Source organism: Mesorhizobium sp. M1066 (assembly GCF_040318635.1).
In the GTDB taxonomy this organism is placed as follows: domain Bacteria; phylum Pseudomonadota; class Alphaproteobacteria; order Rhizobiales; family Rhizobiaceae; genus Mesorhizobium.
Genome location: NZ_JAMYMR010000018.1, coordinates 52532 through 73490 on the forward strand (window position 1 = coordinate 52532; position 20959 = coordinate 73490).

Annotated in this window: 21 protein-coding genes; 16 read left to right on the forward strand and 5 right to left on the reverse strand. The window is 63.3% G+C overall.

The window, feature by feature from the left end:
• Window positions 1-70 precede the first annotated feature (70 nt).
• From NKH52_RS21380 to NKH52_RS21410, 7 genes are all read left to right on the forward strand, one after another.
• Entirely contained in the window at window positions 71-667 is a 597-nt protein-coding gene (locus NKH52_RS21380) for a LysE family translocator (protein ID WP_352733463.1), read from the forward strand.
• A 243-nt stretch (window positions 668-910) separates the two neighbouring features.
• Window positions 911-2167, forward strand: a complete 1257-nt coding sequence (locus NKH52_RS21385) for an efflux RND transporter periplasmic adaptor subunit (RefSeq protein ID WP_352733460.1) — start codon at window positions 911-913, stop codon at window positions 2165-2167.
• Window positions 2164-5325 (forward strand): efflux RND transporter permease subunit, encoded by a 3162-nt coding sequence (locus NKH52_RS21390; RefSeq protein ID WP_127293148.1) that lies wholly within the window; start codon window positions 2164-2166, stop codon window positions 5323-5325. The genes NKH52_RS21385 and NKH52_RS21390 overlap by 4 nt, the downstream gene beginning before the upstream one ends.
• 80 nt (window positions 5326-5405) lie before the next feature.
• Window positions 5406-6029 (forward strand): nitrile hydratase subunit alpha, encoded by a 624-nt coding sequence (gene nthA, locus NKH52_RS21395; protein ID WP_127293150.1) that lies wholly within the window; start codon window positions 5406-5408, stop codon window positions 6027-6029.
• The gene (nthB, locus tag NKH52_RS21400; RefSeq protein ID WP_127293152.1) at window positions 6026-6685 is read left to right on the forward strand and encodes a nitrile hydratase subunit beta; all 660 of its coding nucleotides are present in this window, start codon (window positions 6026-6028) and stop codon (window positions 6683-6685) included. Before nthA ends, nthB begins: the two co-directional genes overlap by 4 nt.
• Window positions 6686-6692: 7 nt before the next feature.
• Window positions 6693-7031, forward strand: a complete 339-nt coding sequence (locus tag NKH52_RS21405) for a nitrile hydratase accessory protein (protein ID WP_164780066.1) — start codon at window positions 6693-6695, stop codon at window positions 7029-7031.
• 144 nt (window positions 7032-7175) lie between these two features.
• Window positions 7176-8303: an ATP-dependent DNA helicase gene (locus tag NKH52_RS21410; RefSeq protein ID WP_027034850.1), complete on the forward strand. Its 1128-nt coding sequence runs from the start codon at window positions 7176-7178 to the stop codon at window positions 8301-8303.
• Here the strand turns inward: NKH52_RS21410 and NKH52_RS21415 are convergent.
• The gene (locus NKH52_RS21415) at window positions 8296-8718 is read right to left on the reverse strand and encodes a SpoIIAA family protein (protein ID WP_128305796.1); all 423 of its coding nucleotides are present in this window, start codon (window positions 8716-8718) and stop codon (window positions 8296-8298) included. The two genes, NKH52_RS21410 and NKH52_RS21415, sit on opposite strands and share 8 nt — an antisense overlap.
• A gap of 135 nt (window positions 8719-8853) precedes the next feature.
• On the opposite strand from NKH52_RS21415, the gene NKH52_RS21420 reads away from it, so the two are divergent.
• Together NKH52_RS21420 and NKH52_RS21425 are read left to right on the forward strand one after the other, a co-directional pair.
• Window positions 8854-9594: a pyridoxine 5'-phosphate synthase gene (locus tag NKH52_RS21420; protein ID WP_352733537.1), complete on the forward strand. Its 741-nt coding sequence runs from the start codon at window positions 8854-8856 to the stop codon at window positions 9592-9594.
• Between the two features lie 103 nt (window positions 9595-9697).
• Entirely contained in the window at window positions 9698-11617 is a 1920-nt protein-coding gene (locus NKH52_RS21425) for a potassium transporter Kup (protein ID WP_127293158.1), read from the forward strand.
• Window positions 11618-12011: 394 nt separating this feature from the next.
• Here the strand turns inward: NKH52_RS21425 and NKH52_RS21430 are convergent, their stop codons facing one another.
• Window positions 12012-12905, reverse strand: a complete 894-nt coding sequence (locus NKH52_RS21430) for an SDR family oxidoreductase (protein ID WP_352733453.1) — start codon at window positions 12903-12905, stop codon at window positions 12012-12014.
• A 135-nt stretch (window positions 12906-13040) separates the two neighbouring features.
• Between NKH52_RS21430 and NKH52_RS21435 the strand changes: the two genes are divergently transcribed.
• Together NKH52_RS21435 and NKH52_RS21440 are read left to right on the forward strand one after the other, a co-directional pair.
• Window positions 13041-13451, forward strand: coding sequence for a winged helix-turn-helix transcriptional regulator (locus NKH52_RS21435; protein WP_127293162.1), 411 nt, complete (start codon window positions 13041-13043; stop codon window positions 13449-13451).
• 46 nt (window positions 13452-13497) lie between these two features.
• Window positions 13498-14760 (forward strand): FAD-dependent oxidoreductase, encoded by a 1263-nt coding sequence (locus tag NKH52_RS21440; protein ID WP_352733450.1) that lies wholly within the window; start codon window positions 13498-13500, stop codon window positions 14758-14760.
• Here the strand turns inward: NKH52_RS21440 and NKH52_RS21445 are convergent.
• Entirely contained in the window at window positions 14708-15454 is a 747-nt protein-coding gene (locus NKH52_RS21445) for a glutathione S-transferase family protein (RefSeq protein WP_352733447.1), read from the reverse strand. The genes NKH52_RS21440 and NKH52_RS21445 overlap by 53 nt on opposite strands.
• A 100-nt stretch (window positions 15455-15554) precedes the next feature.
• Here NKH52_RS21445 and NKH52_RS21450 point away from each other — a divergent pair, with 100 nt between their 5' ends.
• The 3 genes from NKH52_RS21450 to ilvC all read left to right on the forward strand — a co-directional run bounded on the left by NKH52_RS21450 (window position 15555) and on the right by ilvC (window position 17864).
• Window positions 15555-16013 (forward strand): MarR family winged helix-turn-helix transcriptional regulator, encoded by a 459-nt coding sequence (locus NKH52_RS21450; RefSeq protein WP_127293167.1) that lies wholly within the window; start codon window positions 15555-15557, stop codon window positions 16011-16013.
• A 151-nt stretch (window positions 16014-16164) separates the two neighbouring features.
• Complete coding sequence (locus tag NKH52_RS21455) at window positions 16165-16818, forward strand: TetR/AcrR family transcriptional regulator (RefSeq protein WP_164780063.1); 654 nt, start codon at window positions 16165-16167, stop codon at window positions 16816-16818.
• Between the two features lie 26 nt (window positions 16819-16844).
• Window positions 16845-17864: a ketol-acid reductoisomerase gene (gene ilvC / locus NKH52_RS21460; protein WP_352733442.1), complete on the forward strand. Its 1020-nt coding sequence runs from the start codon at window positions 16845-16847 to the stop codon at window positions 17862-17864.
• A 105-nt stretch (window positions 17865-17969) separates the two neighbouring features.
• Here ilvC and NKH52_RS21465 read toward each other — a convergent pair whose 3' ends face one another.
• Window positions 17970-18533 (reverse strand): BA14K family protein, encoded by a 564-nt coding sequence (locus tag NKH52_RS21465; RefSeq protein ID WP_352733440.1) that lies wholly within the window; start codon window positions 18531-18533, stop codon window positions 17970-17972.
• A 189-nt stretch (window positions 18534-18722) separates the two neighbouring features.
• Between NKH52_RS21465 and NKH52_RS21470 the strand changes: the two genes are divergently transcribed.
• Window positions 18723-19853 (forward strand): endonuclease/exonuclease/phosphatase family protein, encoded by a 1131-nt coding sequence (locus NKH52_RS21470; RefSeq protein ID WP_352733437.1) that lies wholly within the window; start codon window positions 18723-18725, stop codon window positions 19851-19853.
• A gap of 23 nt (window positions 19854-19876) precedes the next feature.
• A complete protein-coding gene (locus NKH52_RS21475; RefSeq protein ID WP_352733434.1) occupies window positions 19877-20593 on the forward strand; it encodes a hypothetical protein in 717 nt (238 codons plus the stop codon).
• Here the strand turns inward: NKH52_RS21475 and NKH52_RS21480 are convergent.
• A complete protein-coding gene (locus NKH52_RS21480) occupies window positions 20590-20832 on the reverse strand; it encodes a hypothetical protein (protein WP_352733432.1) in 243 nt (80 codons plus the stop codon). The two genes, NKH52_RS21475 and NKH52_RS21480, sit on opposite strands and share 4 nt — an antisense overlap.
• Window positions 20833-20959: the final 127 nt, after the last annotated feature.

Here is a 20959-nt window from a genome sequence, read left to right on the forward strand (position 1 = left end):
GTGAGGCCGTCCGTAGCCTTTGCGGGGTCGCCAGAAGAGACAAGATGCTGACTTGTCAGGGAAGATATCCATGTCGCTCGACGCATTCCTTGCCCTGCTTGTCTACGCCTTCGTGACGTCGATCACGCCGGGGCCGAACAATCTCATGCTTCTGGCATCGGGCGTGAATTTCGGCCTCGTCAGAACCGTTCCGCACATGCTGGGCATCAGCATGGGTTTCCTCGTGCTGCTGCTTGCCGTCGGTCTTGGCCTCGGCGCTGTGTTGACGGCGTTTCCGGCGCTGCATACCGCGCTCAAGATCGCCGGCGGCGCCTATCTTTTGTACCTCGCCTGGAAGATCGCCATGTCGCGCACGCTGACCGGCAAGGGCGAGACGAAAGCGCGGCCCATGCGCTTCATCGAGGCAGCCGCATTCCAGTGGGTCAATCTCAAGGCGTGGGTGATGGCGATCACCGCCATGGCCGTCTATGCCAATGCCGAGCACCCGTTCCTGTCGGTGGTGTTGATCGCCGTGGCTTTCACCATCGTCAATTTGCCGAGCGTCTCGGTGTGGGCTGGGTTCGGCACCGCACTGCGCGGTTTCCTGTCGGACCCGGTGCGGCTGAAATGGTTCAACATCGCCATGGGCGTGCTGCTGGCGGCGACGCTTTGGCCGATGCTCGGGTAGGCCGTGGGGCGTACCATCTGGTCGTAGGGGACGGGATCCTGACTCTCGGCGGACCGCCGCCGGATCGGGAGCCGCCCCGTGTTGCACATCCATTGTGCAGTGCACATTAAATCTTCGTAATGCCGCCTTTTGGCCCTTTTCCGACAAAGGCGTGTCCTATCTATTCGGCGAAATCGCGGCAACGGGCCGCGTTGGAATAGAACCATCGGACCACGACGTGTCGGGTGGAGAGGGCCTTTGACCATGCGTGGAAAAGTCGTTCTTTCGTTGCTGGCCGTAGCCTGCCTGGGTGCGGCCGGGTGGCTCTATCTTTCGCCTGACGCGCTTGGCAGGGTCCAGCAGGTCATCGGCGCAAAGCAAGTTGCCGCGCCGGACAAACAGGCCGCGGCTTCGGACAAGAAGGCCGACAATGCGGGGCGCTCGGCCTCCATCCTCTCGGCCGTCGCCTCGACAGCCGATTTCCCGATCCGGCGCTACGCCATCGGCTTCGTCTCCTCTCCCGCCGTCGTCAACATCAACGCGCGGGTGTCCAGCCAGATCGTCTCCATCGATGTCAAGGACGGGCAGATGGTCAGGGTCGGCGACGTTCTGTTTTCGCTCGATGACCGGGCGCTGAAGGCGCAGCTTGCCAAGGACGAGGCGGCGTTGGCCAAGGATCAGGCGATGCTCGCCAGCTCGCAGTCGGATCTCCAGCGCGCCAAGGATCTGGTCGCCAAGCAGGCCGGCACGCAGCAGACCTACGACCAGGCCGTCGCCGCGCAGAAGGCTGCCGCAGCGACTGTCGATGCCGACAAGGCGACAATCGACGCCGACAATGTCCAGCTTGGCTTCGCCACGATCACGGCGCCGATTTCCGGCAGGCTGGGCGCTGTCAGCGTCGCTGTCGGCGATCTCGTCACCGTCAGCAATGGCAACAGCAGCACGGCCACTCCGCTGGTGACCATCACCCAGATGGACCCGCTGCAGGTCAACTTCAATCTTCCCGAGAGCAATCTGGCCCTGCTGCACAAGGCGCTCGCCAACCCGCAGCAGGACGCGGTGACGCTGACCAAGGATGGCGACCCGACGCCGATCGGCAAGGGTACGCTCGATTTCGTCGACTCCAGCGTCGACACCGCGTCGGGCACGATTGCCACGCGGGCAAGCATTCCCAATGCCGATCTTTCGCTATGGCCCGGCCAGTATGTGAATGTCGTGCTCGACGCCGGCATCATGCCGCAGATGACGTCGGTTCCCACGGTCGCGGTGCAGCCAAGCCAGAAGGGGCCGTTCGTCTATGTCGTCAAGCCGGACAACACCGTCGAGATGCGGCCGGTGCAGGTGGCGCTGACCGAAGGCGACAACAGCGCCATCAGCCAGGGGCTGAAAAGCGGCGAGAAAGTTGTCACTGAGGGCCAGACGAGGCTGAAGGACGGCGCCGCGGTGCATGAGGGCAAGGCCACGGCCGATGCCGCGCCGAAGGTGGCCGAGGCGAGCAAAGCCGGCGAGGCAGCCCAATGATCTCCGAATTCTGCATACGCAGGCCTGTCGCCACCCTTCTGATGTCGTTCGCCCTCGTGCTGGGCGGATTGTTCGCCTACAAGTTCCTGCCGGTGGCGGCACTGCCCAGCGCCGAATTCCCGGTGGTCAATGTCTCGGCCTCGCTGCCGGGCGCCTCGCCGGAAACCATGGCGACATCGGTGGCGACGCCGCTGATCAAGCAGTTCGCCACCATCGCCGGCATCGATTCGATCTCGACCACGAACTCGCTTGGCCAGACCTCGATCGCCATCCAGTTCGTGCTCAACCGCGACATCGACGCGGCAGCAGCCGACGTGCAGGCGGCGATCGCGCGCACGCAGAAATCATTGCCGCCGCAGATGACGGCGCCGCCGAGCTATCGCAAGGTCAATCCGGCCGACGCGCCGATCCTTTTGATGTCGCTGGTCAGCGACACGGTTCCGCTGACCGATCTCGATGCTTTCGCGGAAAATGTCATCTCGCCGTCGCTGTCGACCATCGACGGCGTGGCGCAGGTCTCGATCTTCGGCCAACAGAAATACGCGGTGCGCATCCAGATCGACCCGACCGCGCTTGCCGCGCGCGGCATCTCGATCGATCAGCTGCAGGCGGCGGTCGCCTCGGCCAACAGCAACACGCCGCTGGGCGTGCTGCAGAACGACAAGCAGCAGCTCACCATCACCGCCAACACGCAGCTGACCGACGCCGCCGGCTTCTCCAACATCATCATCGCCACCAAAAACGGTCATCCCGTGCGGCTGGGCGAGGTGACCCGCGTGGTCGATTCGGTGCAGACCACCACCACCGCAAGTTGGTACGATGGCACCCGCGCGATCATCATGGCGGTGCAACGCCAGCCCGACGCCAACACTGTCGACGTCGTCGACAAGGTCAAGGCGATGCTGCCGTCCTTCAAGGACCAGATGCCGGCCGCCGCCGACATCAAGCTGCTTAACGACCGCTCCAGTTCGATCCGGCAGGCGGTCAGCGACGTGCAGTTCACGCTGTTGCTCACCATTGCCCTGGTGATCATGGTGATCTTCGTGTTCCTACGCCGGGTGACGGCGACGATCATTCCGGCCGTGGCTGTGCCGATCTCGCTGATTGCCACGCTCGGCGCGATGTTCCTGTTCGGCTTTTCCATCGACAACATCTCGCTGATGGGCCTGACGCTCGCCGTCGGCCTCGTCGTCGACGACGCCATCGTGATGCTTGAAAACATCTTCCGCCATATGGAGGAGGAGGGGTTGTCGGCTTTCGATGCGTCGCTGAAGGGCGCGCGCGAAATCGGCTTCACCATCATCTCGATCTCGATTTCGCTGGTGGCGGTGTTCATCCCCGTGCTGCTGATGGGTGGCGTCATCGGGCGCATCTTCAACGAGTTCGCCGTCGTGGTGACGGTCGCCATCCTGGCGTCGATGTTCGTGTCGCTGACGCTGACGCCGATGCTGTGCTCGCGGCTGCTGTCGGTGACCAAAGCCGACCGTGACAAGCATGGCCCCGGCCATAAGCAGGACCTCATCACCCGCGGCTACGACAGGGTCTTGAGCTTCTGCCTGCGCCACACCTTCCTGGTGTTCCTCGTCTTCGTCGGCACCGCGGCAGCGTCGGTGTGGCTGATCCAGACTTCCCCGAAGGGTTTCTTCCCGCAGGAGGACATCGGCCAGATATCGGTGACCACCATCGCACGTCAGGACATCTCTTTCGACGCCATGTCCAGGCTGCAAGGACAGGTCGCCAGTGTCTTCTCGCATTCGCCCTATGTCGACCATGTGGCGTGGTCGGCGGGCAGCGGCAACAATGCGCTCAACCAGGGGCAGCTTTTCGTCCAGCTCAAGGGCAAGGACCAGCGCCCCGATATCGAGAAGGTGCTTTCGGATCTGCGCAAGCAACTGGCCGGCGTGGCGGGCATCGAGACCTACATGCAGCCGGTGCAGAATTTGAGGCTGGGCTCGCGGTCGTCGGCAAGCGCCTACCAGCTCGTGGTTCAGGGCCTTGATACCGGCCTGACCGATATTTGGGCGCAGAAACTGAACGACGCGATGGCTGCCGACCATGCGAACTTCACCGACGTCACCAGCGACCTGCAGAACAATGCGCTGCAGGCGACGCTGGTGGTGGATCGCGACAAGGCCGCCCAGCTCGGTATCGACACCGACACGTTGCGCTCCGCCCTCTATGGCGGGTTCGGCACCGACCAGGTTTCGACAATCTTCGGTTCGGCCGACAGCTACGAAGTCATCACCGAGCTCGATCCCAAGATCGAGTGGTCGCCCGAGCGGATGCTGGCCATCCAGATGAGGACGGCGAGCGGCAGTCTTGTTCCGCTCGGCGCCTTCGCCCGGGTCGATCGCACGGCCGGCGCCCTGACGGTCAACCAGCTCGGCCAGCTTCCGGCCGTGACCATCTCCTACAATCTGCCGCAGGGCGTGGCGCTGGGCGACAGCGTGACCCGCATCAATGCGCTCAAGGAGCAGATCGGCATGCCGACGGTGATCTCGACCACCTTCGCCGGGACGGCCAAGACCTTCCAGGATTCTCTTGCCAACCAGGGTTTTCTGGTCGGCGGCGCAATCCTGACCATCTACATCGTGCTCGGCATCCTCTACGAGAGCTTCATCCACCCGCTGACGATCCTCACCGGCCTGCCGTCGGCCGTGCTAGGAGCGGTTGTTGCGCTGCGCTTCGCCGGCATGGATCTGTCTGTCATCGCGGTGATCGGCATCCTGATGCTGATCGGCATCGTCAAGAAGAACGGCATCATGATGGTCGACGTCGCGCTCGAACTGCGACGAGAAGGCATGTCGGCGACCGAGTCGATCCACAAGGCGTGCCTGATGCGGTTCAGGCCGATCATGATGACGACGCTGGCGGCACTGATGGGCACCATCCCGATCGCGCTCGGCACCGGCGCCAGCGCCGAGCTGCGCCAGCCGCTGGGCGTTGCCGTTGTCGGCGGCCTGCTTGCCTCGCAGGCGCTGACGCTGTTCGTGACGCCGGTGATCTATGTCTACATGGAGAATTTCTCGGGCTGGCTGGTCGGGCTTTGGTCAAGTCGCAAGGGCGAGCCGAGCCCGGTCGAAGATGTCGACCAGCTCTCGCTGTTCAAACCAAGGGAAGACATGCTGGCCGAACCGCAGCGGGCGGCCGCCGAATGATGTGACAGGGCCGACGCCATATGCCGTTGGCCCAAGCCGTCGCGCTTGCGGCGGCATCATTGCAAACGTAGTTTGTAGCCATGTCACACGATCATGGCCACGACAACGAACTCGATCCGTTTGCCGCCCGCGTCCGCGCGCTGGAAACCATCCTCACCCAAAAGGGGCTGATCGATCCGGCGGCGATCGACGTCATCGTCGATACCTACGAGACGAAAATCGGCCCGCGCAACGGCGCCAGGGTGGTGGCGAAGGCCTGGAGCGATCCCGCCTATGCCGAATGGCTGAAACGCGATGCGACGGCGGCGATCGAATCGCTGAGCTATACCGGCCGTCAGGGCGAGCACATGCAGGCGGTGTTCAACACCGAGGAGACGCACAATCTCGTCGTCTGCACGCTGTGCTCCTGCTATCCGTGGTCGGTGCTCGGCCTGCCGCCGGTCTGGTACAAGGCGCCGCCCTATCGTTCGCGTGCCGTCATCGATCCGCGCGGCGTGCTGGAGGAGTTCGGGCTGACGCTGCCGGCGGACAAGAAAATCCGCGTCTGGGATTCGACCGCGGAGCTGCGCTATCTCGTCGTGCCGATGCGGCCCGAGGGCACCGAGGGCTGGAGCGAGGAGCGGCTGGCGGAACTGGTCAGCCGTGATGCGATGATCGGGACAGGCTTGGCCCAAAGACCTGAAATAGAGGGGCAGCCGGCATGAACGGGCCGCAGGATCTCGGCGGGCAGATGGGGTTCGGTCCCGTCGCGCCCGAACAGGACGAGCCTTACTTCCATACCGCCTGGGAAAGGCGGGCGCTCGGCGTGACGCTGACTGCCGGCGCCATGGGAGCCTGGAACATCGACGAGAGCCGGCATGCGCGGGAATCACTGCATCCGGCCGACTATTATGCCTCCAGCTACTACGAGATCTGGATCAAGGCGCTGGAGGTGCTGCTCAAGCGCCATGGGTTTGTCAGCGAGCGCGACTTGGCTGAGGGCCGAGCGGTTGATCCGGCTGCGACACCGAAAAGGGTGCTGAAGGCGGAAAACGTGCCTGCCGTGCTGGCCAAGGGCGGGCCTTGCGACCGGCCGGTGGCACAGCCAGCGCGGTTCAAGGCCGGCGATCCTATACGGACCAAGAATTTCAACCCGACCGGCCACACGCGGCTGCCGCGCTACGCGCGCGGCAAGCAGGGTAGAATCGAGGCCGTGCGCGATGGCTTCGTGTTCCCCGACAGCAACGCGCATGGCCACGGCGAAAACCCGCAATGGGTCTACACCGTGGTTTTCGAAGGATCGGAAATCTGGGGCGAGGGCGCCGACCCGATGCTTGTTGTGTCGATCGATGCCTGGGAGAGCTATCTTGAGCCGGCGTGACTCGGACATGGCCGATTTGCCGCCGAGCGTCGATGCGCCGGTGTTTGCCGAGCCATGGCAGGCCGAGGCGTTCGCCATGACGGTGGCGTTGCACGACAAGGGCCTGTTTTCGTGGAGCGAGTGGGCGCAGGCGCTGTCGGAAGAAGTGAAGAGACCGGGCGCTGCTGCCGACGGCCACGATTATTACGAACATTGGCTGGCGGCGCTGGAAAGCCTGCTTGCCACCAAAGGGCTGGCCGCGAAGTCGGATGTCGACGCTATGGCTGAGGCTTGGGAGCGCGCCGCGCATGCCACGCCGCACGGCAAGCCGATCCTGCTGGAGAACGATCCCCAGCCGATTCGATAAGGTGTGGGGCGAGCTTGTATGTTCCCTTTACGTTCTTGTTTGCGCCTGATAGCCTGACCTGTCGGCGGCATTGAAGCGTCCCGGCGCATCGATGATGGTGGCGGTTGTCTTGTCTTTCCCTTGCGAATCCGGTCTCTCGCGCTGATGGAATTCTCTCCCCAACAGGACGACGCGCTGAAGGCGGTCGCCCAATGGCTGAAGACCGGCCAGCCGCAGCTGTTCCGGCTGTTCGGCTATGCCGGCACCGGCAAGACGACCTTGGCGCGGTATTTCGCCGAACATGTCGACGGCCAGGTGCAGTTCGCCGCCTTTACCGGCAAGGCGGCGCAGGTGCTGCGCTCCAAGGGCGCGGTCAATGCGCGCACCATCCATTCGCTGATCTATCGGCCGAAGGGCGAGGAATCGGTATCGGACGAGGTCACCGGCAAGACGTCGATGTCGCCGACCTTCTCGCTCAACCGCCAGAGCCCGATTACGCGGGCGAAACTGGTCGTCATCGACGAATGCTCGATGGTCGACGAGCAGCTCGGCCGCGACCTGATGAGTTTCGGCACGCCGATCCTGGTGCTGGGCGACCCCGGCCAGCTGCCGCCGATCTCGGGCGGCGGCTTCTTCACCGACCACGAGCCAGATTTTCTGCTGACCGAAATCCACCGGCAGGCGCGCGACAACCCGATCCTGCGGCTGGCGCTCGATGTGCGCGAGGGCCGTGAATTCATGCGTGGCGACTATGGCACGGCGCAGGTGATCGGCAAGGAAGACGTCACCCAGGAGCTGGTGCTGAAGGCGGACCAGGTGCTGGTCGGCACCAACCGCACGCGTCGCCGCTACAATCAGCGGCTGCGCGAGCTCAAGGGCTTCAACGCCGATTATCCGCAGGCCGGCGACAAGCTCGTCTGCCTGCGCAACGATCCGGCCAAGGGCCTGCTCAACGGCTCGCTGTGGAAGGTGATGACCTCGTCGCGCGAGACGGTGAAGCCCGGCATCAATCTTCTGGTGTCGCCGGAAGAGGACGATCCGGATCGTGGCGTCGCCAAGATCAAGCTGCTCAAGGCGGCGTTCGAGGATCCCGATGCCGATATCCCCTGGCAGCAGAAGAAGCGCTTCGACGATTTCGACTATGGTTACGCGCTGACCGTGCACAAGGCGCAGGGCTCGCAGTGGAACGAGATTGTGCTGTTCGATGAAAGCTGGGCCTTCAAGGAAACCCGCCAGCGCTGGCTCTACACCGCCATCACGCGGGCGGCCGAGCGGCTGACGATCGTCAGGTAGGGGCGCCGGATGCTGTTGCCCCGATAGGCTGTGCGGCAAGCCATTGCCAGGCGGCAGCCTCGTCCTCCGCCCTGAAATGCCTGATTTCGATGGGCGGTGAGGACGGCAGAAAGCGTTGTGCGTCCGCTATCCAGTCCGGTTCGCCGATGGTTGCGCAACGGCCGACATGTTCCAATGCATGAATGGCGCCCTGCTTCAGGGTCTCGTCCGCGATGTCGGCCCAGTCGACGCCATCGTGGTCGACGAGGCGCACCAGCACATCGATGCGCGGATGCAGGGCATAGGCTGCCTCCAGCAGCCCGAAAAGATTTTCACCGTCGGCCGCGGAAACGTGCCCGACGACATCGATGGCGAAAAGGTCGTCGCGGCTGGTGTCGATACGGCGGACTGCCGGAACCTCATCGAGAAAATTCATCGGTGCGTCCTTTCCCGGGTTCGCTCATCAGGCTTGGAACACGCGAAACCCCCAGTCTGTTCCCACCAAAGGCATTACTGTTCCCGTTAAAGGCATTATAGGTGGGCGCGTTGAATGATTTCCGAGGCCACCCGCATGCCTGCAAAGCTCTCCGTCAACCTCAATGCCATCGCCATGCTGCGCAACCGGCGAGACCTGCCGTGGCCAAGCGTGACCGGCCTCGGCCGCATTGCGCTGGCGGCCGGAGCGCATGGGCTGACGGTGCATCCACGCCCCGACGAGCGGCACACAAGACACTCCGATCTGCCAGAAATCCGGTCGCTGATCGACGACGAGTTTCCGCGCGCGGAATTCAACATCGAGGGCTATCCGACCGAGGATTTTCTGTTGCTTGTGGAAAAGCATCAGCCTGAACAGGTGACGCTGGTGCCGGACGATCCGGCCCAGGCGACATCGGACCATGGCTGGAACTTCGCGACCCAGACCGCGTTCCTCACACCGATCGTCAAGCGTCTGAAAAAGGGGGGCTTTCGCGTGTCGCTGTTTTCTGATCCGGACCCCGATGGCGTGGCGGCTGCGCGCGACATCGGCGCCGACCGTATCGAACTTTATACGGGTCCATATGGCAGCTATCACACAGATTCCGCGAAAGCGGCCAAGGAGCTGGAAAAACTGGGAAAAACCGCCGACGCCGCGCTTGCTGCCGGGCTTCAGGTCAATGCCGGGCACGATCTGGTGGTCAGCAATCTGCCGGCACTTGCCCGGCGCATTCCGGCATTGGCCGAAGTGTCGATCGGACATGGGTTGACAGCCGACGCGTTGGAGTATGGCATGGCCGGCACGGTGGGTCGGTTCCTCAAGGCCTGCGGATGGTAGCAATGGCAGCCTCGCGTGGCAGGCATGGCAGCCATTACGCGACGGCACTTGATATTGCATTGCAGCAAGCGTAGAGCACCGCGCGCTTATCGGAGTGTCGTCCATGGCCCTTACCAATACTGGTAGTGAGGCAGAACCCGTCGAACAATCGAGCCATTCGGAAGTCGAGCAGCACAGCACCAAGGTTCTGATGCTGGGCGCGCTCGGTGTCGTCTATGGGGATATCGGCACCAGCCCGATCTACGCCTTTCGCGAGGCGCTGGTGGCGTCGTCGGGCGGACAAGTCGCCCAGCGCGGCGATATTCTGGGCGTTTTGTCGTTGATCATCTGGTCGCTGACGATCATCGTCACCATCAAATACATCATGTTCGTGCTGCGGGCGAACAACCGCGGCGAGGGCGGCGTGCTGTCGCTGATGGCGCTGGCGCGCGGCAGTTTCCCCAAGCGCTCGGCGCTGATGCTCGGCATCGGCATTGTCGGGGCATCGCTTTTCTTCGGTGATGCCGTCATCACGCCGGCGATATCGGTGCTGTCGGCGGTTGAGGGCATGAATGTCGTCACGCCGACCTTCCAGCCCTATGTCGTGCCGCTGACACTGGTCATTCTTGCCATGGTGTTTGCGGTGCAACGTTTCGGCACGGGGGGGGTGGGGCTGGTCTTCGGTCCCGTGACGGCGGTGTGGTTCCTGGCGATCGGCCTTTCCGGCCTCAACCACATCATCGCCGATCCGGAAATCCTGTGGGCGATCAGCCCGCACTACATCGTCGCGTTCCTGATCAATTCGCCCGACGTCGCTTTCGTGACCATCGGCGCCATCTTCCTCGCCGTCACCGGCGCGGAAGCACTCTATGCCGATCTCGGCCATTTCGGCCGCAAGCCGATCGTGCTCGCCTGGCTGTGGGTCGTGTTCCCGTGCCTGCTGCTGAACTATGCCGGGCAGGGTGCCTTCGTGCTGGCCAAGAACGGCGTCGTCGGCCATCCTTTCTTCGAGATGAACGAAGGCTGGACGCTGATCCCGATGGTCGTGCTGGCGACCGCCGCGACGGTCATCGCCAGCCAAGCGGTGATCTCGGGCGCCTTCTCGCTGACGAGGCAGGCGGTGCAGCTCAACATGCTGCCGCGCCTTGAAATCCTGCACACCTCGGAGAAACAGTCCGGCCAGATCTACATGCCGCGCGTCAACTTGCTGCTGGCGCTGGTGGTGATGATGCTGGTCGTCGGCTTCGGCGAATCCAGCAGGCTGGCGTCGGCATACGGCATCTCGGTGACCGGCAACATGCTGGTGACCACAGTGCTCTTGTTTGTGGTCATGACGCGGATTTGGAAATGGCGGCTGTGGGTGGCGGTCGCCATGACGGCGCTGTTCGGCTTCATCGACGTCGGCTTTTTTGCCTCCAACATCGTCAAAGTGTTCGAGGGCGGCTGGGCATCGCTGGCCGTGGCCTTCACCATTGTGCTGGCCATGTGGACCTGGGTGCGCGGCAGCCGCTATCTGTTCGACAAGACCCGCCGCAACGAGATCCCGCTCGACTTCCTCGCCGGCAATTTGTTGAAGAAAAAGCCGCAGCTGGTGTCCGGCACCGCGGTGTTCCTGACGAGCGATCCACTCAGCGCGCCAACCGCGCTGATGCACAGCCTGAAGCACTACAAGGTGCTGCATGAGCAGAACGTCATCCTTTCGGTGGTGACCGCGCCGCAACCGGTGGTGCCCGACAGCGACCGGGTCAAGATGGAGACGGTCAACGAGTTGTTCATGCGAGTGACGCTGACCTTCGGCTACATGGAGCAGCCGAACATCCCGCGCGCGCTGGCGATCTGCCGCAAGCAGGGCTGGAAGTTCGACATCATGACGACCTCGTTCTTCCTGTCACGGCGTTCGCTCAAGGCCTCGCCCAATTCCGGCATGCCGGTGTGGCAGGACCGGCTGTTCATCGGCTTGGCGCGCACCGCGGCCGACGCGACGGAGTACTTTCAGATCCCGACCGGGCGCGTGGTCGAGATCGGCACGCAGGTGGCGATCTGACCGGCTCGGAATAAAAGCCGCTCTGCCGCGATCCTTCGCGTCCCCCTCTGTCCTGCCGGACATCCCCCTCGTGGGCAGGGCTGTCGCATATGGATTCTTGCGAAGAAGAACCCCCACCCTAACCCTCCCCACAAGGGGGAGGGAACGCTGCCGCGTGCCTTTAATTCTTCTTGGCGCCGAAAAGACAGGCGATTCTCCTTGGTCAGCGGTAACGGAAGTCTCCCTCCCCCTTGTGGGGAGGGGTTAGGGGTGGGGGTCCGTGCCGGGCAGACATCTCAGGAATTCCATATGGGATAGCCCTGCCCACGAGGGGGAGATTGGAGCTTCGCCGGTGGCATTGTTCCTCTGGCACCTCAAGAGCTGCGGCGCCGCTATGCCCGGCGAAAACGCCGCTTCAGCCGGCCAGCGCGGCCTTGTTTGCCTCGAGGAACTGCTTCAGCGTCTTCGACTTCCGGCCGGAAAGCGTCTCGACCGCGTCCGTCACCATGGCGATGCGGCCGGAACGCGTGTTGGCGTCGAACGACACGATGATGCGGGCAAAGTCCTCGGGAACGCCAGCCGCCTTCACGCCTTCGGTCAAGGCTTCATCCGAAACCGGCACGACATCGAGCGGCTTGCCGGTGACCTCGCTTACCAGGGCGGCGATCTCGGCCGTCGTGTAGGCCTGCGGGCCAGTCAAGGTGTAGGTCTCGCTTTCGCTTGATGCGGCAGCGAGGCCGGCGGCGATCGCTGCCGCCATGTCGTCGCGCGCACCGTGCGCCATGCGGCCGTCGCCGGCGGACGTGTACCATTTTCCCGAAGCGATCGCGGGCGGCAGGGCCATGAACAGGTTCTCCTGGTACCAGCCGTTGCGGAAGATCGTGTAGGGGATGCCGCTCGCCTTGATCGCCTGCTCGGTGCCGTAGTGATCATTGGCAAACAGCACCGGCGAAACCGGTTCTGGATTCGGCATCGAGGTGTAGAGAAGGTGGGAAACGCCGGCCTTCTTCCCGGCGGCAACCGCGTTCTCGTGCTGCCTCAGGCGCTTGCCGTGAAGCAGGTCGATCTCGCCGGTCGAGATGATCAGCACCCTGTCGGCGCCCTTGAACGCAGCCTCCAACGATAGTGTGTCGTCGAAGTCAGCCGCCCTTGTGATGACACCTCGCGCCGCCAACTCGGCAAGGTTTTCCGGATTGCGGGTGGCGGCGATGATCCGGCCCGCTGGAACCTTGAACGTGTCCAGCAGATGGTTGATGACGCCGCGGCCGAGCTGGCCGGAAGCGCCGGTGACGAGAAGGGTTTCGGTCATGGAAGATCCTGACATTGCGCCGCTAAGGCGGTTCGAGTGGCAGTCTCAGAAAGAGACCAGCACTAAAATAGGAATTGACCCGTGGCCGTAAAGAAGGCAGTTTTTCGGGAGGTAGGCAGGCGCAGGGAACCAGCGGTGGACAGCAAGATCGTCAATCTGAGATCGAAGATGGAGGTCTACAAGGCGATCTCCGGCGGCGGCAATTTTGCAAATTGTCCAGTCCGCGATGTCATCCAGGGGGTGAGCGGCAAATGGAGCTCGCTGCTGATGATGGCGCTGGCCGAAAAGCCCTATCGGTTTGGCGAATTGCGGCGGCTGGTGCCCGATATCTCACAGCGCATGCTGACGCAGACGCTCCATGATTTGCAGCGTGACGGCTATGTGCATCGCGAAGTGTTCCCGACCAAGCCGCCGAGCGTCGAATACAGCCTGACCGATCTCGGGCACTCGATGTTCGGCGCCTTGCATCAGCTGATCCTATGGGCCGAACTCAATCATGACGCGGTGCGCGACGCGCGTTCCGGCTTTGATGCCATGCAGGCTTGAACGGCGGCTAAAACCCGCGGCTTGATTTCGTCGGGCGGCTGAAGGATTGTCCCGGCCATTCGGCTTTGGGGGCATTGGCATTTCCTACGACATCGCAATTGCCGGCGCCGGGCCGGCGGGATTGGCCATGGCGCTCTATCTCAAGCGTGCCGGGCATCGGGTCACGGTCTTCGAGCGCTTCGATGAGCCGAAGCCGGTCGGCTCCGGGCTGATTCTGCAGCCGACAGGGCTGACTGTGCTGGCGGATCTCGGCCTGCTCCAAGACATACTGGCGCTGGGCAGCCGCATCGACCGCCTGCATGGCGCCGATGCCAGCACCGGCCGCACCGTGCTCGATGTCCGCTATGATGCGCAACGCGGCGGCCGCTTTGGGCTGGCGGTGCACCGGGCGGCCTTGTTCGGCGTGCTTTTCCGCGCCGCGCAGCGCGAGGCGATCGCCATCGAGACCGGCGTCGAGGTCGAGGCTCTGGAGACCGGCGAAAGTGCGACGCTGATCTGCGGCAACGGACGAAAGACAGGGCCGTTCGATCTGGTCGTCGACGCCAGCGGTTCGCGCTCGAAACTGCGGCGCGCGAGCGCTCCGGGCGAGCCGCGGCCACTTACCTATGGCGCGTTCTGGGCCTCGCTCGGCTGGCGCGGCGAGGGTTTCGACGATCACGCGCTGCTGCAGCGCTACGACAAGGCGAGCATGATGATCGGCGTGCTGCCGATCGGCCGGCCGGAGCCGGGCGCTGAAAAGATGGCGGCATTTTTCTGGAGCCTCAAGCCGGCGGATTTCGAGCAAGTGCGGGCAGTGGGTCTGGACGCCTGGAAGGAAAGGGTGGTCCGGCTGTGGCCACAGAGCGAGGCGTTCACCAGCCAGATCGACGGTTTCGACCAGCTCTCGCTGGCCCGCTACGGCCACCACACGATGAAGCTCCCGGCCGGTAGGCGATTGGCCGTCATCGGCGACGCGGCGCATTCCACCAGTCCGCAACTCGGGCAAGGGGCGAACATGGCGCTGCTCGACGCGGCGGCGCTCAGCCATGCGCTGGTGCGGACAACGAGTGTCGAGGCAGCACTGGAGGCCTATGCGAAGGCGCGGCGCTGGCATGTCCGCATCTTCCAGGCGCTGTCGCTGGCATTCACGCCGTTCTACCAGTCGGATTCGGCGGCGCTGCCCTTCCTCCGCGACAGGCTGGTGTCGACGGTGGCAAAAATCCCGCCGGCGCCGCAGTTTCTCGCCTCGATGGTGGCCGGTACGGTGATCGATCCGTTCAAGCGGATTGGGCTGACCGAGGCGCGGTGGCTGGATTGTTTTGCCGGATGAGGCCTGAAAGGTGCGATCCCTTCGCTTGCAGGAAAGCATGCAGGCGCTGCGGGTACTCCGGTGCCACGGCGTGTTTGATCGACGGGCGTTCACTCAACGCCTTGCGCCAGGCTCGGACGAGCGGTTTGCCGTCCAGAATGCCGAAATCACCGATGCGGTCGAAGACATCGAGATAGCGGAAGACCGGACCGTAAACGGCGTCGACCAGCGAAAAGTGCTTGCTGGCGAACCAGGGTCCGCCGGGCTCGTCCGCCAGCTCGGCTTCGAGGCGATCGAACATGGCGGACAGCGCGCTGGATTCGGCAAGGAAGCCAGCCTCGGTCGGGGCTGAATAGAACCGGCCGATGGCGTTGAGGGCTGCCGAACCGAACTCGATCCAGGCACGATGACGGGCGCGGGCATAGGGATCGACAGGGTGGAGGGGATTGGCCTGCGTCTCTTCGAGGAATTCCAGGATGACCGCTGACTCGAAGACCACCGTTTCCTCGCCATTTCGCTGCACGCGCAGCAGCGGCACCTTGCCGAGCGGCGAGATCGCCTTGAACCAGTCCGGCTTGTTGGCGAGGTCGATATCGATGCGCTCGAACGGCACGCCCTTTTCGGCCAGCGAAATCGCGGCGCGCTGCACATAGGGGCAGAGGTGATGGCTGACGAGAATGAGCTTGTCGGCGCGTGTGCAGGTTTCGTGTTTCATCGGATCGGCTTTCCAGGGTTAATGCAATTGCATCTATGTAGATGCACACGCATCGACCGTCAAGCTTGATGCAATTGCATCTATCGTCTAGGGATGCACCATGACTGAGAAAGCCATGCCTTCGCCCGAAGCCATCAAGGCCTGGGCTCGCCTGATGCGCGTTTCGCGCCAGCTGATGGAAAGCGCCGAGGAGGCGTTGAAGGCCGCCGGCCTGCCGCCGCTTGCCTGGTACGACGTGCTGCATGAGCTCGCCGAGGCGGGTGAGGGCGGGCTGCGGCCGTTCCAGCTCATCGAGCGCACGCTGTTCGCGCAATACAACATCTCTCGGCTTCTGGCCCGCCTAGAGGCCGACGGACTGGTGGAGAAGCTGCCGGTGGCCGATGACGGCCGTGGCCAGACCATCCGCATCACCGCCAGCGGGCGAGAGACACGCCGCCAGATGTGGGCTGTCTACGGACGCTCGATTGCGGAACTGGTAGGCGCCAAATTGTCGGCGGATGAGCTGACCATGGTCTCGGCATTGCTTGGACGGCTGCGTCAACCGCCAGCCGGCGACTAGGCGAGGCTTGTCGCGCGCGGCAACGCTCATCCACTTGCAGATATTTTGCTCTCGTCCTCTTGCGTGCGGCCTTGGAATGCGCAATATGCCGAACCGTAACGTACGGTACGGATTGCCGAGTGATCGGTGGCCTGCCTTTCGAGAGAAGAGCGTGTTGCACATCTTGCCCGATATGGACACCAGCGAAGCGCTGACAGAACGGCAGAAGGCCGTCCTCGACGCGGCGTTGCGGCTGCTGGTCGAGGAGGGCGATCATCTGACCATGACCGCCGTGGCGCGCCGCGCCAGCTGCTCCAAGGAAACGCTCTATAAATGGTTCGGCGACCGTGACGGGCTGCTGACGGCGACGGTGCAGTGGCAGGCCTCGAAAGTGCGGGTGGCGCCGGTTGACGGCAAGGGGCTCGATCTTGCCTCGCTGACCGCAAGCCTCGAACGCTTTGCCTCGGACTGGCTTAAGGTGATCTCCAGCGACACGTCGATCGCCCTCAACCGGGTGGCGGTCAGCCATGCCGGTTCCGGCAAGGACAATCTCGGCGCCGTGGTGCTGGAGAACGGCCGCTTCGCATTGGCCAAACGGCTGAAGCCGGTGCTTGAGGCCGGCCGACGGACCGGGCTTTTGGATTTCGCGGATGCCGAAACGGCCTTCCGCACCTTTTTCGGGCTGGTCGCCCGCGACGTGCAGATCCGTCTGCTGCTCGGCGACCGGCTGGAATTGACTGAGGCGGCGATCGGCGGCGATGCCGCGCGGGCGACGCAGCAGTTTCTCGCTCTTCATGGAGCAAAAACCGGGCCGCAAGGCCTCTGATTTGTAAAAACGGGAAGGAAGACAAAATGCGCGTCTATTACGATCGTGATGCCGATCTCAATCTGATCAAGGGCAAGAAGATCGCCATCATCGGCTATGGCAGCCAAGGCAGGGCGCATGCGCTCAATCTCAAGGATTCCGGCGCCAAGGAGATCGCCATCGGCCTCAAGGCCGGCTCGGCGACCGCCAAGAAGGTCGAGGCCGACGGGCTCAAGGTGATGAGCGTGGCGGACGCCGCCAAATGGGCCGACCTGATGATGATGGCAACGCCGGACGAACTGCAGGCCGACATCTACAAAAACGAGATCGCGCCGAACATCCGCGACGGTGCCGCAATCGCCTTCGCACACGGCCTCAACGTGCATTTCGGCCTGATCGAGCCGAAGTCGACGGTCGACGTCGTCATGATCGCGCCGAAGGGTCCCGGCCACACGGTGCGCGGCGAATACCAGAAGGGCGGCGGCGTGCCGTGCCTGGTCGCCGTCAACCAGGACGCTTCGGGCAATGCGCTCGACCTGGCGCTGTCCTACGCCTGCGGCGTCGGCGGCGGCCGTTCGGGCATCATCGAGACCAATTTCCGCGAGGAATGCGAGACCGACCTGTTCGGCGAGCAGGTCGTGCTGTGCGGCGGTCTGGTCGAGCTGATCCGGGCCGGTTTCGAGACGCTGGTGGAAGCCGGCTACGCGCCTGAGATGGCCTATTTCGAGTGCCTGCACGAGGTCAAGCTGATCGTCGACCTGATCTATGAAGGCGGCATCGCCAACATGAACTACTCGATCTCGAACACCGCCGAATGGGGCGAATATGTCTCAGGCCCGCGCATCATCACCGCTGAGACCAAGGCCGAGATGAAGCGCGTGCTGAAGGACATCCAAACCGGCAAGTTCACCTCGGAGTGGATGCAGGAATACCGCGCCGGCATGTCCCGCTTCAAGGGCATCCGCCGCAACAATGACAGCCACCAGATCGAGGAAGTCGGTGCCAAGCTGCGCGCGATGATGCCGTGGATTTCCAAGAACAAGCTGGTCGACAAGGCGAAGAACTGAGCGAAATCCACAAGCGCTCGAAAACAGCAGCTTCCATGAACAAGAAACGGCGCCACGTGGCGCCGTTTTTCATTTTGTCGGTCAGCTCAGCTACAGGCCAGCGCATCAATAGGGTGAGTAGCACTGCTGGCGCGGGCCGTTGTAGGGCTGGAAGGTGTTGTCGTAGGCCCGGTACGACCGGTAGCGGTTGTAGCACCATTGGACATGAGCGCTCGAAAGCCGTCCCGCGCGGTAGTAGCGGCGTGGCGCTGGCCGGTCATAGTAGTCGTAGTTGTTGTACATGCTGCCGAGGCCAAGCCCCAGCCCAAGGCCCAGAATCGCTGCACTCGCGCCGTCATCGTAGTAACGGCCGCCACGATAGTGATGGCGACCATGGCGCCAACGCCAGTTGTCTCCACCATTCCAGTTACCGCCGCCGCCGTGCCAGTGTCGACGGCCGCCGTCCCAATTGCCTGACCGGCGCCATCTCCAATTGTCGTTGTTGAACTGACGGTTGTTGCCGCCCGCCCAGCTATCGCGGACCGGCGTGACATTCGGCGCCGCCGTGCTGGTGGGAATCGACAGGTCCGGCTGCATGATCGGTCCGGCGGCGGATGGTGCCGTGATGCCGGAGAGGATACCGAGGGCTATCAGCCCCGATTTGACCGTGGAAGAAAAGAGCGAATTCATTGCACTCTCCAAGAGTTACAGGCCCCACGCCCACCCGAGGAATGGGGCAACAATGGATGTTTGCATCTGAACGGCGGATGAACGGAAAGGTTCCGTCAACCATGACGTGAACGCCCCTAGGACCAATCGATCTCAGCTGGTGCTCCTGCGAGCTTGTTTTCCGAAGCACTTGCGGGCAAAGGTCATGGCATGTCGCTGCGCCTTGCCACCTTCAATGTCGAGAACCTGATGAACAGGTTCGATTATTCCGGCTATCGCAACCAGCTCAACGAGGATCGCACGCTGGCGCTGTTCGATATCCAGAGCGAGGCCGAATACAGGATGCTGGAGCAGGCCCGCGCCATCGCACAGTCCGACGACACGCGCCAACTGACGGCGCTGGCAATCGCTGCCACCCGGGCCGACATCATCTGCATGCAGGAGGTCGACAACATCGAGGCGCTGAAGGCCTTCGAATACGGCTATCTGTTCAAGATGGTGGGGCAGGGCTACCGGCAGAAATACACCACAGCGGGCAATGATTCGCGCGGCATCGACGTTGCCGTGATGATGCGCAACGAGACCGCGCAGGGGCAGCCGATCGAATTCGTGCGCATGACCAGCCATGCCTATGTCACCTACGAGCAGTTCGGGCTGCACACGCCGGAACTCGAGGCACTGGGCAATCAGGCCAATGAGCGCATTTTCCGGCGCGACTGCCTGGAGATCGACGTCACCGTGGGCGGTGTGCCGCTGACGCTCTATCTCGTGCATTTCAAGTCGATGGGCTCGCCGCGCAACGGGCTCGACGGGCGCGAGGCGACGATGCCGGTGCGCATCGCGGAGGCGCAGGCCGTGCGCCGCATCATCGAGGAGCGCTTCGGTGGGGACACCGCTGACAAAAGTGGGGCCGCCGACAAACGCTGGGCGATCTGCGGCGACATGAATGACTATCGCCAGCGCGTGAAGGTAGCCGGCGATGCGATCGACGGTTATCGCTTCGAGGTGGTCGACGAAGCCCTGTCCTGCATCAACGTGCTGACGGCAGGCGACTTTTGCGAAAATGTCGTCGAGCGGCGGCCGGAAATGAACCGCTGGAGTTTTTACCACACGCGCGGACCGGAAGAGCGGCATCTGTGCCAGCTCGACTACATCCTGCTGTCGAAGGGGCTCGCCGCCAGCAACGCAACGGCTGTTCCCGACATCATCCGCAACGGCCAGCCCTGGCGCACCATTTTTCCGCCCGGCCAGGAGGTTGACCGGTTTCCGCGCGCCGGCTGGGACCGGCCGAAGGCATCGGACCATTGCCCGGTGGCGATCACGCTGGACATTGTCCGGTAAGCAGTATTGGGGCCTGATACGGTATGAGTTTCGACCTGCCGCGCAACGTCATCCTGCCGGTCGACGCTATCGACGTGCGGCTCGATCCTGACCCGCATCCGTTCGCCTTGAACAATGCAGAGGCCATCGCCGAAAACTGGCAGCGCGAAATCGCTGCCAATCCGGCGCTGTTCGACGGCATGGTGGTGCTGCTGTCGCAACTTGCCTACCGCGACAGCCGTCTCGTCGGCCGCTGCCATGCGGTCAACTACTCGACGTTCATGCTGTGGCGGAAGCGGCGCGAGAATTCGGGCGCCGAGCATGCCTATGCCCATGCCATGCTGGTGGCCGGCGACAATGCGCTGGTGGCGATCCGCATGGGTCCTCACACAGTCAACGCCGGCCGCGTCTATTTCGCTGCCGGCTCGTTCGAGCCGGTCGATTTTCGCGATGGGCTGGTCGATGTCGATTTCAACATGATCCGCGAGGTGCGCGAGGAAACCGGTCTCGACCTGTCAGGTGCTGAACGCGGCAAGCGCTACCACGCCATGTCGACCAGCAGCGGCACGGTGATCTTCCGCCGCTATCACGAGACGGCGTCCGCAGACGAGATCGCCAGGCGCATCTCGGCCTTCGTCGCCACCGAGACCGACCCGGAGATCGAGGGGCCGGTGATCATCCGCCATGCGGCCGACCTGCCGGATGGGCTCTCGCCGCACATGAAGCCGCTGATCGAGTGGCATTTCGCAAACAGGAATTAAGGGCGCGTCTTGTTCTGTGCCGCGTTGCGATCGTTGCGGGCGGCGACGAGGAACAGGATGAAGCCGATGCCGAGCAAGCCGCCCATCGCCATTCCCATGGTCTGGCCGACGACTGCCTGGAAGTCAGCGGTGACGCGATCGGGATTGGCCATGCCGAAGCGGGCGAGATACCACCAGATACCTGCAAGGAAGGCCTCGATGATGACCATCGCCAGGACCAGTCGCGCCTTCTTGCTCATCCGCCATTCCTCCGCCCAAGGTGAATTGCCCTACCATCGCGAACCTCGCAATGACAGTGCCGGCGCGGGACGAACAAGCAAAGGTTGTGCAAATCCGGACAGAGTGCCGGATGCGACCGAGGCGCCA